This window comes from Psychrobacter sp. I-STPA10 (assembly GCF_021012795.1).
GTDB lineage: Bacteria > Pseudomonadota > Gammaproteobacteria > Pseudomonadales > Moraxellaceae > Psychrobacter.
Genome location: NZ_VFYU01000022.1, coordinates 41755 through 56055, shown reverse-complemented (window position 1 = coordinate 56055; position 14301 = coordinate 41755). Strand labels below are relative to the sequence as shown.

The following is a 14301-nucleotide window of genomic DNA, read 5'->3' as shown; positions in this document are numbered from 1 at the left end:
TAGGGCATACCTGATAAAATAACCGATTATACTCAATAGCAGTACGGTTATCATTTAACACTGATTGATTGAGTTAACTGGTGACTGATTCACACTTTGCCAAACCTTATAATTATTAGAGAATCCATTATGTTTCAATTACATCCAACCCTTGCAAAAGACAGCTTTATGGTGGGGGATTTCCCGCTATCTACCTGTCGTTTAATTAATGACTGCCAGTTTCCATGGCTAATTTTAGTACCACGTGTGGCAGGGATTAAAGAGATATATGAGCTATCAGCAGCTGATCAGGCGCAGTTTTTGCGTGAGTCAAGCTGGTTATCTAGCCAGTTAGCTAAGACATTTTCGGCAGATAAAATGAATGTGGCAGCATTGGGCAATCAAGTACCACAGCTACACTTTCATCACATTGTGCGTTATCAAAATGACTTGGCATGGCCCAATCCAGTTTGGGGTGCATCACCTGCCGTACCTTATACCAAAGAGGTGCTTACCGCCATGCAACAGACATTAATGATGGCTTTGCGTGGACATAAAGAAATGCCATTTGATTGGCAAATGTCATAGTTAGCAAAAAACTTTCAGTGTTTCATAAGTTAAAGTGATAGTAATAAAAAACTAAAAGTTAAGACGTATAAAAAATGGTAGCACATGTTATATGTACTACCATAAATAGATCTAATATTAGCGATTAATACCTTATAGATGCGTTAAAATACTCGGTTTAAACCATTGAGTGCAGCCACTCGATAGGCCTCTGCCATAGTGGGGTAGTTGAAGGTAGTATTAATGAAATACTCCAACGTATTACCACACTTCATTACAGCTTGCCCAATATGGATAATTTCAGAGGCATGGTTACCATAACAGTGGATACCTAAAATCTCTAGCGTCTCACGGTGGAATAAGATTTTTAATACGCCAGTGCGTTCACCGATAATTTGTGCTCGTGCCAGATGTTTAAAAAATGCTTGTCCCACTTCATAAGGGATTCGTTCTTCGGTGAGTTCTTCCTCAGTTTTACCAATACTTGATATTTCTGGAATGGTATAAATACCTGTGGGCACACTAGAGACAAACTCTGCATCTTCATTGCCCACCATAAATGCCGCGGCACAGCGACCTTGGTCATAAGCTGCCGATGCCAATGCAGGCCAGCCAATGACATCTCCAGCAGCATAGATATTATCTACTGAGGTGCGATAAGTATCATCAACTTGTAGTTGACCACGATTATTTGCTTTTAGACCTATTGCCTCAAGATTTAAACCATCGGTATTACCTGAGCGACCATTACACCATAAAATGGCATCAGATTTGATTTTTTTACCACTTTTTAGATGTAATATCACACAATCATCAAACGTTTCTAAATGATCAATTTCTTCATTATTGCGTATTAATACCCCAAACTGACGGAAGTCATGTGATAGGGCATCACTAATTTCGTGATCCAGATAGCTTAATAGTTGTGCTTTGTTGTTAATCAAATCGACTTTATAGCCAAGTCCAGTAAAGATAGACGCATACTCACAACCAATCACGCCTGCTCCATAGATGATGATTTTATTGACCACATAATCCATCTGTAAAATTTTATCTGAATCAAACACGCGTGGGTGATCAAAGTCTAATAAATCAGGGCGATACGGACGACTACCCACAGTAATAATGGCTTTATTAAAGGTAATTTCTTCAATACCTGCATGTTCATTCAGCTCAATATGTAGAGTGTGTTTATCAACAAAGCTTGCCCAGCCATGGCGTATCTCAATACGGTTACGCTCATAAAAGCGAGTATGTGTCTCTACCTGACTACGTACGACATTACGTGCATTTGATAACACGCGGTTAAGTGGTACTTGATGATAATCAACACCTTGAGAAAATAGAGGATCACGGCGATGGTTAATCAAGTTGTATACGGATTGACGCAGTGCTTTACTTGGAATTGTACCAACATGAGTACAGTTTCCCCCCACTTGATCCCGTGGATCAACCACCACCACTTTTTTACCTGATTTTGCCAGCTTCATTGCCGCAGCTTCTCCGGCGGGGCCTGCTCCAAGGACAACCACATCATATTCAAAATCGTGACTGTCACCTTTGATACGTTTTGAATCTTGGGTAAATCCTGATTTTATTTGAATACGATTACTATCTAGTGGACTGATTAAGCTTGGGTGATGCAAATCTTCTTCAACTTGCTCATGCGTCTGCTCAATACGTTCTTTTTTGCTGTGTGGTTTGCTGTCTTTTTCTACCACAGGCTTATCTTGTTGTTCACTCATTTGGGTATCCGAATTTTTAGGGGCTGGTGTAGTTTCTGGTTTTGAGTTTTGACTTCCTTTAATGCTGTCCTTGGCTTCGTCTTCTTTTCTTTTTTTTGACATAATATCCTCAAATATTAATGGGAAAAATGATTACGTGGCATCAGATTGTGGTTATTTATAATATAAGTACCAATATAAAACAATAAAAATAAACCAGCAAAATACTGGGTTATGTATGGCGATAGCTTGGGTATGACAAAGTTACTGTACCCTAAAGAGACGCTGATCAATAATATTATTGAGTACCCAATGTCCTGTGAGACCTTGTGTTTCATTGTCAAGCAAGTTGTTATCTATCATAGGCGAGGCACTGATGGTGTATTCAACATTAGAAGCAGGAGTAAAGCCTTCAATCCAGTTATAAGGGATTTGGAACAACTCTGTTGAACCTTGTTGTTTGGCAAGTAAACACTGCATGGGTAGGGCAGTATCACAGGGTACACGACCTGCTAATATCGTCAATACCTGAGAGTCTCCTAAGCTTAGTTGTGGTACATATATTGGCTCAGGAACAGGCTCATCTTTAAATAGAGTACTTTGACAGCCAGTCAGACCAGTTAATATCATGCTACTGACAAGTATGACTCCTAAAATAGAGCGTGGCTGTGGCACTCGCTTGGTGGTTAAATGGTTCATATTTCACTTCTCTTTATTAAGCGACTTCTATTATATATAGTTAATATACTAAAAAATATCTTATTATACCAATTTGCTAAAAAACTCATCTTTGTCACCTTTAACCTAGCTGACTTATCTTTTGCTACAAAAATGAAAGTTTAACAGACACTCATAATATTAGAATGAATGCAAATAAAGTTAGCTTAAGAAACAGTGACCTTTATGGTTTGTTGGGTTTGTTGTTGATGGATTTTAGCCGATACGACGTTTGAGCCCAGTAATTTGTAAAATACGTGTTGCAATCTCTTCGACAGACATTTCAGAAACATTAAGATTTGGAATGCCTTGGGTCATATATATTGCTTGAATGGCACGTTGTTCTTCTTCGCATTGTTTATAACTAGAATAGCGACTACCTGCCCGCCGCTCATTACGAATTTTTACCAGTCTATCCGTATCAATGACTAAACCAAAAAGTTTATTACGATGTTGACGTAAGGATTTTGGCAATTGATTGTCATACAAATCATCTTCGGTTAAAGGATAGTTTGCAGCACGTATACCAAACTGTAAGGCTAAATATAAAGACGTTGGTGTTTTACCTGAGCGCGAGACACCAATTAGGATAATATCAGCCATATCATAGTGACGAGTACGCGCACCATCATCATTATCAAGGGCAAAATGTACCGCATCAATACGAGATTTATACGTTTCTGAATCGACATCATCATGTGCATGTCCTGAATCAGCATCAGGCTCTATGCCGATCTCCTCAGCAATACGTCCAATTAAACCCTCATACATATCAAGATTACATGCCTGTGCAGAATTGATTTTTTCACGGATTTCTGCATTAACAATGGTATCAAATACCAAAGGTAATACCCCGTCTTTTTGATAGGCTAAATTAATTTGTTCTACTGCTTCTTCTGCTAATACCATGTCATCAACATAAGGTATGACCCGTGTCTCAAATGGTACTTGACGAAACTGGCTTAAAATTGAGCGTCCCAAAGTTTCAGCCGTAATGGCTGTGCCGTCAGAGATAAAAAAGGCTGTACGAATGGGTTGGTCATCATTATTTTGTAATGCTTGTCTATTTTGGAAGGTTGGCTTGGGTGCTCTTAATTTAGATTCTGCTTGGACAAATCTACCTTCTTCACTTTGATTAAGAGGGTGGGATGAATTATTTGATGAAGCGGTGTCCATAAAAATCCTTGATTGATAATAAAGCTGATGAACCAACTAACTTTATCCACTGATTAAAATTAAAAGCTAAAATTAAAAATTGCTAACTAGGTAGAATTTTGCTCAATCATTATACCCACAATGGACGAACAATCCCAATCAATGTTAGCATAACTGTGTAACCATATTTGAGCTACATTTTTGAGTAGCACCTTTGCAAACTTTTGGGAACAATGGTGCTCATTTGTATAATGGCTGCTGGTAACGACAATGGCAGCTTTTATATATTATTACTTACATATACGAACATATATGACAGGGTAAATGCAAAATTTTGTGTAAAAACGTAGCAAATTTGATAGCAACCATGCTTTGGTTGCATAAAAATCAAAATTTGACTACATAACGTGACCATTTAGCGGTATAATTTGAAAAAATAACCTTATTTTCTGGAGTTATCATGGCAGAACAAACAAGCAGCACTCAGGTCATTAATCTTGACAAGCTTGGTAAAAACGATATTGATAAAGTCGGCGGTAAAAATGCCTCCCTAGGTGAGATGATAGGTCATCTATCTGATTTAGGCGTGAGCGTCCCTGGAGGTTTTGCAACCACTGCCGATGCCTTTAATCACTTCTTACAAGCAACTGGCTTGAATGAAAAAATCAAGCAAGAATTGCAAGGACTTAATATTGAAGATGTTCATGCATTAACAGAGACAGGTAAAAAAATCCGTGAATGGATTGTGGCTCAGCCACTTCCTGCTGAATTAGAACAAGCCATACGTGATGCTTTTGATAGCATGAGTGGTGGACAGGACATCGCTGTTGCTGTACGTTCTTCTGCAACCGCTGAAGATTTACCAGATGCATCGTTTGCAGGTCAGCAAGAAACTTTCTTAAATATCCGTGGTATTGAAAATATTTTGATTGCAATCAAAGAAGTATTTGCATCTTTATATAATGATCGTGCCATTGCTTATCGTGTGCATCAAGGTTTTGAGCATGCTGAAGTTGCAATCTCGGCGGGTGTGCAGCGTATGGTGCGCTCAGAGACTGGGGCTTCAGGGGTGATGTTCACTCTAGATACTGAAAGTGGCTTTGAAGACGTCGTCTTTATTACCTCAAGTTATGGCTTGGGTGAAATGGTGGTGCAAGGAGCGGTTAACCCAGATGAGTTTTACCTATCTAAACGTCTACTAGATGATGGCAAACCTGCTGTTGTGCGTCGTAATTTGGGCAGTAAACATCAAAAAATGGTTTACGGTGATGATGGCAGTACTGCTAAATCTACAAAGATTGTTGATGTAGATAAACAAGAGCGTGCTCAGTTTTCATTAACAACCGAAGAGCTAAATAAACTTGCTAAACAAGCCCTCGTGATCGAAAAACACTATGGTCATCCGATGGATATTGAATGGGCAAAAGATGGCGATTCTGGAGATATCTTTATCGTACAGGCACGTCCTGAGACAGTTAAGAGCCGTCAAGACCGCAATATTATGGAGCGTTATGTCATTGAAAGTGACAATGCAAAAGTGTTGTGTGAAGGTCGCTCGATTGGACAGCGTGTCGGCTCAGGAAAAGTACGCATCGTTAATAGTGTTCATGAAATGGACAAAGTACAGGCTGGTGATGTATTGGTATCAGACATGACAGATCCAGATTGGGAGCCTGTGATGAAACGAGCTGCTGCCATTGTTACCAATCGTGGTGGTCGTACCTGTCACGCAGCAATTATTGCTCGTGAGCTTGGTGTACCTGCTATTGTAGGTTGTGGCAACGCCACAGAGTTACTGTCTGATGGTCAAGAGGTTACCATCTCTTGTGCTGAAGGGGATACTGGCTTTATTTATGAAGGACTATTGGATTTTGATATCCAAACCAACTCCATTGACTCTATGCCAGAGATTCCATTTAAAATTATGATGAACGTGGGTAATCCAGATCGTGCCTTTGCCTTCTCACAAATTCCTAACGAAGGCGTTGGACTGGCACGCCTAGAATTTATCATCAACCGTATGATTGGGGTGCATCCAAAAGCGCTACTTAACATGAATACGCTACCACGTGAGATCACGCAAGCAATTAATGAGCGTATCTCTGGCTATGCCTCACCAGTTGATTTCTATGTAGACAAATTGGTAGAAGGTATTTCTACCTTAGCGGTTGCTTTTAGAGATCAGCCAGTGATTGTACGTATGTCTGATTTTAAATCCAATGAATATGCCAACTTAATTGGTGGTAAATTATACGAGCCATCAGAAGAAAATCCAATGCTAGGTTTCCGTGGTGCAAGCCGTTATGTATCAGATACTTTCCGTGACTGTTTTGATCTTGAATGTCAGGCATTAAAACGGGTGCGTGATGACATGGGTTTAACCAATGTTAAAATCATGATTCCATTTGTACGTACACCAAATGAAGCCAAGCAAGTAGTTGAAATTCTTGAGAAAAATGGCTTAAAACGTGGCGCGAATGGACTTGAGCTTATCATGATGTGTGAGCTGCCAACCAATGCTTTATTGGCAGACGAGTTCTTACAATACTTCGATGGCTTCTCAATCGGCTCAAATGACTTGACTCAGTTGACGCTTGGCTTAGATAGAGACTCAGGTATCGTATCGCATCTATTTGATGAGCGTGATGCTGCGGTGAAAAAGCTACTATCTATGGCAATCTCAGCTTGCCACAAACAAAACAAATATGTGGGTATTTGTGGTCAAGGACCATCAGATCATCCTGATCTTGCACATTGGTTAATGGAGCAAGGCATCAGCTCAGTATCACTAAATCCAGATTCAGTGCTTGATACTTGGTTCTTTCTTGCTGGTGAAAAGCCACAGCACAGTTAGTAGCTAGTAGCTGTTTATAATAGCAATACCATAAGTTAAGATTTTTTATCGGGTTGCTTGATAGCTAAAATTAGCTGATAATTGACAAAGTGATAAAGTAAACAAGCGATAATGGACACCATTATCGCTTTTCTTTATGATTAAAATTGTTTACCAAGAGTTAGGGTATAATAGATTACTTTCAAACAAATATAATATACCAATATATTGAGGTGCAATTCAGGATACAAACTATTTTAGAGATTTAAGTTATGAAATAATTTCTTGATATTTGCATACCTAACTTTATATAACAAACCATACTAAAAATTTATATCACAGGTACAACAAGGATATCATTGCTCATGCAAATTTATTTGGCACGAAATAATGTTCAAGCTGGACCCTATACCTTAGAGCAGCTCAATAATATGTTGGCCTCTGGCGAAGTCATATTAGATGACTTGATGTGGCATGAAGGCATGGAAAATTGGCAACGTGTTGGCAATATGACAGGAGGAGCATGGTTTTATCAGCCTAATGGTGCAGCTCATCATCAGGCTTCTGTGCAAAATGGTAATAGTGTTGATAGATTATATGGCAGAGCAACGAGTGATAGCAGTGGCGTCCATAATGTCTCTGATAAGCTCAAAAAATCTCCCTTTAATCGCACAAAACATAAGCAAGTAGCACAGGAAGATGAATTAGCCAGTGTATGGAGTCGAATCTTAGCCGTACTTATCGATCAAGTTTTGGCTATCTTATGTCTGGTACCTATATTATCAGCACTAAATTTTGATATGACATCATTGTCTGAAAAAGCTGGCAATCCTGCAGCGATCAATGAATTGGTGGCAACGATTCCTTCACACTTGTCTATTATGAGCTCATTAATGATATTAGGGTTATTTGCTATACAAATAGTGATGTTAGTAAAGCGTGGACAAAGTATTGGTAAATTAGCTACTGGTGTCAGAATATTAGATTATGAAAGCAAAAAAATTCCTAATATTACTAATTTGATTTTAATTCGTACCATATTAACTAACTTAGCTTATAACCTTCCATACTTAGGGCAGTTTTTTGCCCTTGCTGATCTAATAGTGATGATATTTGATAAAGAGCATCGTAGCATTCATGATAAACTTGCTAAAACTTATGTGGTAAAAGCAGATGATAGTCAGCTTGAGACTGAGTCTTCCACTATCAAATCTTAATTAGACATTGAGTATTAGTAAGGTTTTTGTTATAATGCTGCGCTTTATAAAAAAAGAGTTAAATTGCTATTAGTTTTTAATAATAGTAATTGCTAGTAATTTTTTATAAATCTCCTTGCTATTGACATAGGGTCAATGGCTGACTAATCCGTAAGGAGTCCATAAATGCGACATTACGAAGTGGTGTTAATTGTACACCCAGACCAAAGTGACCAAGTGGTCGGTATGGTAGAACGCTATATCAAGCTTGTTCAAGATAACAATGGTATTATCCATCGTCTAGAAGATTGGGGACGCCGTCAACTAGCGTATCCAATTCAAAAAATTCATAAAGCACATTATGTGCTATTTAATATTGAATGTGATGGCGAGACTTTAACTGAGCTTGAAGAGCTTTTCCGTTATAATGACGCAATCATCCGTAGTCTAGTTATCCGCCGTGATGATGCCATTACTGAAGAATCACAGCTTGCAAAAAATGCTGATGAAAAACGCGCACGCAAAGCTGATCGTCGTAGCGATAATCGCAACCATGATGACTCGCAAGATCAAGATGATGACGACAACGAAGACGATTCTGAAGACTAATTAAGGAGCATTGATATGGCACGTTTTTATCGCCGCCGCAAATTTTGTCGCTTTACCGCTGAAGGTATTAAGCACATCGATTATAAAGATGTTGAACTACTAAAACAGTACATTGGTGACAATGGAAAAATTGTTCCTAGCCGTATTACAGGAACTTCGACCAAGTATCAACGCCAACTAGCCACTGCTATCAAGCAAGCTCGTTTCCTAGCGTTGTTGCCTTATACTGATAACCATCAGTAAGCCCACTAACTTAGGAGTGACTCATGCAAGTTATTTTATTACAGCGTATCGTCAACCTTGGTAAGCTTGGCGAAACAGTTGATGTCAAAGCAGGCTATGGTCGTAATTTCTTGATACCACAAGGTAAAGCGTTACCTGCAACCCCAGCCAATGTTGAAAAGTTTGAAGCACGTCGTGCTGAGCTTGAAAAAGTTGAAGCTGAAGAATTAGCAGCCGCTCAAGCCCGTGCAGATGCACTAAAAGATGTTAATGTCATCATGCGTGCAAAATCTGGCGAAGATGGTAAGCTTTTCGGTTCAATTGGTACTCGTGATATTGCTGATGCCTTGACCAAGTCTGGTCTTGAAGTTGACCGTTCAGAAGTTAAAATGCCTGAAGGTACTTTGCGTCAGGTCGGTGAATACAACGTTGATATTCAGCTTCATCATGATGTATTTGCTAATATCTTAGTGACCATTTTGTCAGAAGATGACGTTGTATCACAAGAGGCTTAATTCTAATATAACTCATACAAACTAAAATATAATGATTTTAGTGTATTGGTAATAGTAGAAAGATAATAAATAGGGTAGCTGATAATATATTGGCTACCTTTTTTATTTATATATTTGATTTATGGAGTTAAATTCGTTATAATATTTCTCTTAATTGGGGATGTTCTGGCTTCGACGCTGGTAATGAAACTCAATGATGCATGTCGAGAGTATATGTCCTCTCGTAAATCAAACATATATTGTTATAGTCGCAAACGACGAAACTTACGCTCTAGCAGCTTAAACCCTGCTTACTCCGCTGCTAATTACCCATAGTTAGTCAGCCGAGTTGAAGCGCACGCATATGGGTTCGCTCAGACAGGTGTCTCAACTGTTTGGGTTCAAACTTAGAGACTCGCCTAATCCACCCTGACTGTCGGGTCGGTGCAGGCTAAAGCCAAAGACAGAAACTAAACATGTAGATTCATGAGCGTAATGCTGGCGGACGCGGGTTCAACTCCCGCCATCTCCACCAAATATTATCAAAAAAGTCAATCACTTAGGTGGTTGGCTTTTTTGTTTGGCATCATTTTGACATACATTAAATAAGAGTTATCCAAAACAAACCCCGCATTTAGCGGGGTTTATTATAAATTTAATAAGATGGGTTATAAGTCGTTTGTTTTGACGATGTCTTCATTAATGTCAATGGGAGTTACCGTACGTAAATACTCAAGATAATCCTCAAATTGGCTTTGTCCTTGATTATCACGTATCATTTTTGCCACTCTTAGCTTTTCGTCAGCAGGTATTTGTGGCGTGCTTTGTTTATTTATTGCATCTACCACAAGGACAGAAGCACCCGTATCCGTTTTTTCTGCCATGGCAAGTAATTGACCTTTGGTGGTGTCTTTAGAAAAAGCCACAATCTTCTCCTGTTGATTAAGAATAGGAGATTGGCGAGTCACCATACCTAGATCAATAAAATCAACGCCTGCTTTATCCACACCTTGCTGTTCAACTAAGGTGGCAGTTTTTTGAGCTTGTTGCATAGCAAGCTTGGTTGCCATCTCTTTGGTGAGAAGCTGTTTGATGGTGGGTGTTGCAGCTTGTAAATCAAGAGGGGCGATAGGACGATAATTGCTAGGTTGTACCCAAACAGTATTATTATTAACCTCAATACCAGAGCTAACTCCTTGATCTTCAATAGTAAACTGATCAAATGCAGCATTAATAACAGCAGGTTGATTCAGTGCACTATCATTGTTTGTTTGCTGATAGTTTTTGATATGCTGTAGTGTTAAGTTCTCTTGTTGAGCAATGTCTTCTAACCCATAGCCATCAGCAACCAAATCATTAATTAAGGTCACTTTATCAGCATAAGCAGCAACACGTTTGTAGTTAAGTGCTTCTTGGGTTAATTGCTCACGCATACTCTCAAGACTCGGAACAGTAGAGTCATTTTGGGTGATGACAAAAATCTGATAACCATAAGCAGTTTTAATGGGAGCAGATGCTTCACCCACAGCCAGACCTTCTAAGGCTTGTTCTACAGTGGTAGCATCATCACCAAATATCTCTGGGGTAAATTTCCCCATTGCGCCACCTTGTGATGCTGTACTGGGATCATCAGAATACTCTTTTGCCAGCTTACTAAATGATTCGCCTTTATCTAGGCGTTGTTTTAGCGCATTAGCTTGCGTTTGTGCATCTGCACCAGTTAATAGTATCTGGCTAATTTGGCGATTATCACTGGCATTATTTCTTTGCTTAAATGCGGTATATTGCTGCTGAATTTCAGCTTCAGTAACAGGCTCTACAGTGATGCTATCTGGTGACACAACAAGATAAGCCAAATCTACCATTGCTTCACTTTTAAGCTCATTTTTATGTTCATGGTAGTATGCATTAATATCATCTGCATTTAGATTGACTTGATCAATATAATCTTGCCAATTAAAACGATAAAGCCACATCGGTCTTGATTCTTCTTGTAGATCCAATAAACGACTGATTTCATTCATGGGATAAATTGCTGTGCCAGAAATTGTCGCATTTAATTGAACTAAGCTGAGTTGTTGGCGGATTTGAGCAAACAGTTGGTCTTTAGTCATGCGTTCTTGCTGTAAATAGCGAGCAAAATAATCATTGGAGAAATTACCTTCTGCATCTTGAAATTGTGGTGACTCACGTAACAGTCGAGTGATGGTGTCATCTGATACAGTCAGACCTAGATTTTTAACTTGCTGTAATATCAAGGCTCGATTAATTAGTGATTGTAGAACTTCATCTGCCAATACAGCTTCATCGATTTGGCTGGCATCAATTTTACCAGAATCTAGTAATTCACTACGCCGTTGGTTAATGGCACTCTGGTATTCATTCAAACCAATGCTTTCTTCACCCACTTTTGCGACTTCATTCGGATCATTGCCACCATGAAAGTAGCTTTCTATTCCTAGCAGTGCTAGTGGAGATAGGCATAATAGTAAAAAAATACGACCTGGCCAGCTTTTTAAGAAATTACGTAAGGATTCCATAATAATGTCAATAATCTAAATAAGTGATTCAACCCGCTATCATACGGCAAAAATAATTTTTATACAAAATTTATCTGTGACCTTCTGCAATCTACCGTTTTGGCATATAGATTGTATCATTTACAAATCATATTTGTATGTTGTGTATGTGGGCCATGGTTAACAAAATTGGCTGTTAAGCAACAAAAAAGACGCACCATCCGATGCGTCTTTTTATTAAGTTTGTGTTTGATGCAACACAACACCAACAAATTTTAGTTTAAACGATCTTTTAGACCTTTACCAGCTTTAAAGCCTGGTACTTTGCTTGCAGGAATTTCTAAAGGCTCACCAGTTTTAGGGTTGCGTCCAGTGCGTGCTTTTCTATCTTTGACACTAAAAGTACCGAATCCAACCAACGATACAGTTTCACCCTCTTCAAGAGCTTCACCGATGCTTTCCATCATCGCATTTAATGCTTCAGTTGCTTGAGTTTTGTTCAAACCACTTTTTTCAGCAATACTATCTACTAATTCTGATTTATTCATGAAAAATTATCCTTCAAATTGACAAATTAGGGAGGGTTACAAATTTTATCGCTTAATACCCAATTAAGCAAGGTTGTAACTGGATAAGAGGCTAAATATATAAACCAAAATTTTATTGACCATAATAATTTGGTGATATATATAAGGTGTTGAATCTCAAATCCTAAGTTATATGGCAGTTATAACAAGGCAGTGGTATTTGTGCAAGCAAAATTATATAAAATTTCGTATCTTAACCGGAGTTATGGTGGCTTTATACTTTAGATGTAGTATTGATTTTAAAAAAACAATACAGTGTCAATACAAAGTAGCTACTCAAATATTAAGCTGCTCAAGCTTAGTTTAAGTTGGCAAAACGTTAGCTTGTTAGATTGAGTCTTATAGATTTAGCTTCTATTGAATGTTAAATATTGCACATAAGTCTCTGAATTTACTTAATTAAGAGATTGTGAATGTATGAACAAGCTATCAAATATAAATATATTTTTATTTTAATAGGACTTACGCAAAAGTACGATATTTGTCTTATAAAGCGGCTGGGAATTATATTGAGCCTCTGGAACTACGTACAGCCAGCGAGTAAATGATTACCAGCCGCTAATAATCTAGAAAAATGCGTAAGTCCTATTTAATTTGATGATGCCTTAAAATTTATTTGCTACCCAAGTTATTAATTAACTGATAATTAAAGTTAAATTAATATAGCGTCAATGGGGATGGTAATCATTTTTTTAAAAAAGCTAAGCTGCATTGTGGTATGATGCGCTTTATTTGGTAACCAAGTTTAGGTGTGTTGATTGCTAACCTTATCATAATTTGTCTATTGTAACTTATGTTTAATAATTATTAAACAGTGTAATTTAAATTAATTAACAATCGAATAGCAACCAAGTAACGGCTATTTGTGATACAGTCTGCTACTGGTTGTCGCTCTTTATTAGTAGGATTTTTCATGGATCAGCATTCAATTTCTCAGTCTTTATTAAATGTCGTTTTGGTATTTGCTGAATCAGCATTAACCTTGGTATTACGCTTTGACCCCAAATTACGTCAAGCCGCTTATCCACTTGCGAAAAATACCACACTGGTGTGTGTGCGTACCTATTTACCACATACACAATTGTATGCGACTTTTACCACCAAGGGCATATTACTAGATAGTGAGCTACCTGTTGGTCGAGATGAGCCTGATGTGGTGATCAATGCCTATAGCACGCAATTAATTAATGCCATTATTAGTAATAATAGTAAGCAAGTAGAAAAACTTGCGATGCGCGGCGCAACTGAGACCGTAGGGCAACTACGTGGCTTTTTGATGCAGCTTGGTGTGGCAAGTTTGATTCAAGGGCTACTCAAGCATTTTAAACGTAATAAAGCCCAATCAGATGCGACAGATAAAGCCACATCGGTTGCAAAAACCACGGATATGTATGAAAAGCGTGTCAAAGAGCAGCAACAGCAAATTAATATGTTAACCATTAAAAATCGTCAATTAGAGGTCACTCAAAAAGAGTTGGAAAGTAAGCAGAAAGTATTGACCATCGCGTTGGTCATATTTGTACTGACCACCATTGCAGCGGTTATAGGTTGGTTAAATTAGTTTGTTCTCAGCAAACCCCTATTCTTTTTATTTCTTATTTTTACTTCTTGCTAGTGGTTATCGCAAATTAAGTTAGGTATATAACCGCCATTTAAGTAGCTATGTTAGCGTCAGTATGCAAGAGATGTTTTTTAATTT

Annotated in this window: 12 protein-coding genes and 1 other RNA gene; 8 read left to right on the top strand and 5 right to left on the bottom strand. The window is 38.3% G+C overall.

The annotated features are described in order from the left end of the window. Window positions 1–129 precede the first annotated feature (129 nt). Complete coding sequence (locus FHK89_RS10890; protein WP_230660111.1) at window positions 130–567, top strand: HIT domain-containing protein; 438 nt, start codon at window positions 130–132, stop codon at window positions 565–567. 143 nt (window positions 568–710) lie between these two features. On the opposite strand, the gene sthA is transcribed toward FHK89_RS10890, so the two are convergent. The 3 genes from sthA to ppsR form a co-directional block, all read right to left on the bottom strand. After that, window positions 711–2291 carry a Si-specific NAD(P)(+) transhydrogenase gene (sthA, locus tag FHK89_RS10885; RefSeq protein WP_230660269.1) on the bottom strand — a complete coding sequence of 527 codons (1581 nt, stop codon included), beginning with the start codon at window positions 2289–2291 and terminating at the stop codon, window positions 711–713. Between the two features lie 243 nt (window positions 2292–2534). Then, window positions 2535–2969: a DUF4377 domain-containing protein gene (locus tag FHK89_RS10880; protein ID WP_230660108.1), complete on the bottom strand. Its 435-nt coding sequence runs from the start codon at window positions 2967–2969 to the stop codon at window positions 2535–2537. A 234-nt stretch (window positions 2970–3203) separates the two neighbouring features. Continuing rightward, window positions 3204–4163 (bottom strand): posphoenolpyruvate synthetase regulatory kinase/phosphorylase PpsR, encoded by a 960-nt coding sequence (gene ppsR / locus FHK89_RS10875; protein WP_230660105.1) that lies wholly within the window; start codon window positions 4161–4163, stop codon window positions 3204–3206. Between the two features lie 439 nt (window positions 4164–4602). On the opposite strand from ppsR, the gene ppsA reads away from it, so the two are divergent. From ppsA to ssrA, 6 genes are all read left to right on the top strand, one after another. Beyond that, on the top strand, window positions 4603–6996 hold the full coding sequence (gene ppsA, locus FHK89_RS10870) for a phosphoenolpyruvate synthase (protein WP_230660102.1): 2394 nt from the start codon (window positions 4603–4605) through the stop codon (window positions 6994–6996). A 344-nt stretch (window positions 6997–7340) separates the two neighbouring features. Continuing rightward, window positions 7341–8192, top strand: a complete 852-nt coding sequence (locus tag FHK89_RS10865; RefSeq protein WP_230660100.1) for an RDD family protein — start codon at window positions 7341–7343, stop codon at window positions 8190–8192. A gap of 165 nt (window positions 8193–8357) precedes the next feature. Next, complete coding sequence (rpsF, locus tag FHK89_RS10860) at window positions 8358–8780, top strand: 30S ribosomal protein S6 (RefSeq protein WP_230660097.1); 423 nt, start codon at window positions 8358–8360, stop codon at window positions 8778–8780. Between the two features lie 15 nt (window positions 8781–8795). Continuing rightward, complete coding sequence (rpsR, locus tag FHK89_RS10855; protein ID WP_230660094.1) at window positions 8796–9023, top strand: 30S ribosomal protein S18; 228 nt, start codon at window positions 8796–8798, stop codon at window positions 9021–9023. Window positions 9024–9046: 23 nt separating this feature from the next. Beyond that, window positions 9047–9517: a 50S ribosomal protein L9 gene (gene rplI, locus FHK89_RS10850; RefSeq protein ID WP_230660091.1), complete on the top strand. Its 471-nt coding sequence runs from the start codon at window positions 9047–9049 to the stop codon at window positions 9515–9517. Between the two features lie 156 nt (window positions 9518–9673). Further along, window positions 9674–10031, top strand: a transfer-messenger RNA (tmRNA) gene (gene ssrA, locus FHK89_RS10845). Between the two features lie 133 nt (window positions 10032–10164). Here the strand turns inward: ssrA and FHK89_RS10840 are convergent. Further along, window positions 10165–12036, bottom strand: coding sequence for a SurA N-terminal domain-containing protein (locus FHK89_RS10840; protein WP_230660088.1), 1872 nt, complete (start codon window positions 12034–12036; stop codon window positions 10165–10167). A gap of 254 nt (window positions 12037–12290) precedes the next feature. Beyond that, entirely contained in the window at window positions 12291–12563 is a 273-nt protein-coding gene (locus tag FHK89_RS10835) for an HU family DNA-binding protein (protein ID WP_230660085.1), read from the bottom strand. A 952-nt stretch (window positions 12564–13515) separates the two neighbouring features. Here FHK89_RS10835 and FHK89_RS10830 point away from each other — a divergent pair. Further along, complete coding sequence (locus FHK89_RS10830) at window positions 13516–14163, top strand: hypothetical protein (RefSeq protein WP_230660082.1); 648 nt, start codon at window positions 13516–13518, stop codon at window positions 14161–14163. Window positions 14164–14301 lie beyond the last annotated feature (138 nt).

Bases quoted from the DNA above. Each gene is read 5' to 3' on its own strand.
- FHK89_RS10890 (WP_230660111.1), top strand. From the start codon at position 130: ATGTTTCAATTACATCCAACCCTTGCAAAAGACAGCTTTATGGTGGGG.
- sthA (WP_230660269.1), bottom strand. From the start codon at position 2,291: ATGAGTGAACAACAAGATAAGCCTGTGGTAGAAAAAGACAGCAAACCA.
- FHK89_RS10880 (WP_230660108.1), bottom strand. From the start codon at position 2,969: ATGAACCATTTAACCACCAAGCGAGTGCCACAGCCACGCTCTATTTTA.
- ppsR (WP_230660105.1), bottom strand. From the start codon at position 4,163: ATGGACACCGCTTCATCAAATAATTCATCCCACCCTCTTAATCAAAGT.
- ppsA (WP_230660102.1), top strand. From the start codon at position 4,603: ATGGCAGAACAAACAAGCAGCACTCAGGTCATTAATCTTGACAAGCTT.
- FHK89_RS10865 (WP_230660100.1), top strand. From the start codon at position 7,341: ATGCAAATTTATTTGGCACGAAATAATGTTCAAGCTGGACCCTATACC.
- rpsF (WP_230660097.1), top strand. From the start codon at position 8,358: ATGCGACATTACGAAGTGGTGTTAATTGTACACCCAGACCAAAGTGAC.
- rpsR (WP_230660094.1), top strand. From the start codon at position 8,796: ATGGCACGTTTTTATCGCCGCCGCAAATTTTGTCGCTTTACCGCTGAA.
- rplI (WP_230660091.1), top strand. From the start codon at position 9,047: ATGCAAGTTATTTTATTACAGCGTATCGTCAACCTTGGTAAGCTTGGC.
- FHK89_RS10840 (WP_230660088.1), bottom strand. From the start codon at position 12,036: ATGGAATCCTTACGTAATTTCTTAAAAAGCTGGCCAGGTCGTATTTTT.
- FHK89_RS10835 (WP_230660085.1), bottom strand. From the start codon at position 12,563: ATGAATAAATCAGAATTAGTAGATAGTATTGCTGAAAAAAGTGGTTTG.
- FHK89_RS10830 (WP_230660082.1), top strand. From the start codon at position 13,516: ATGGATCAGCATTCAATTTCTCAGTCTTTATTAAATGTCGTTTTGGTA.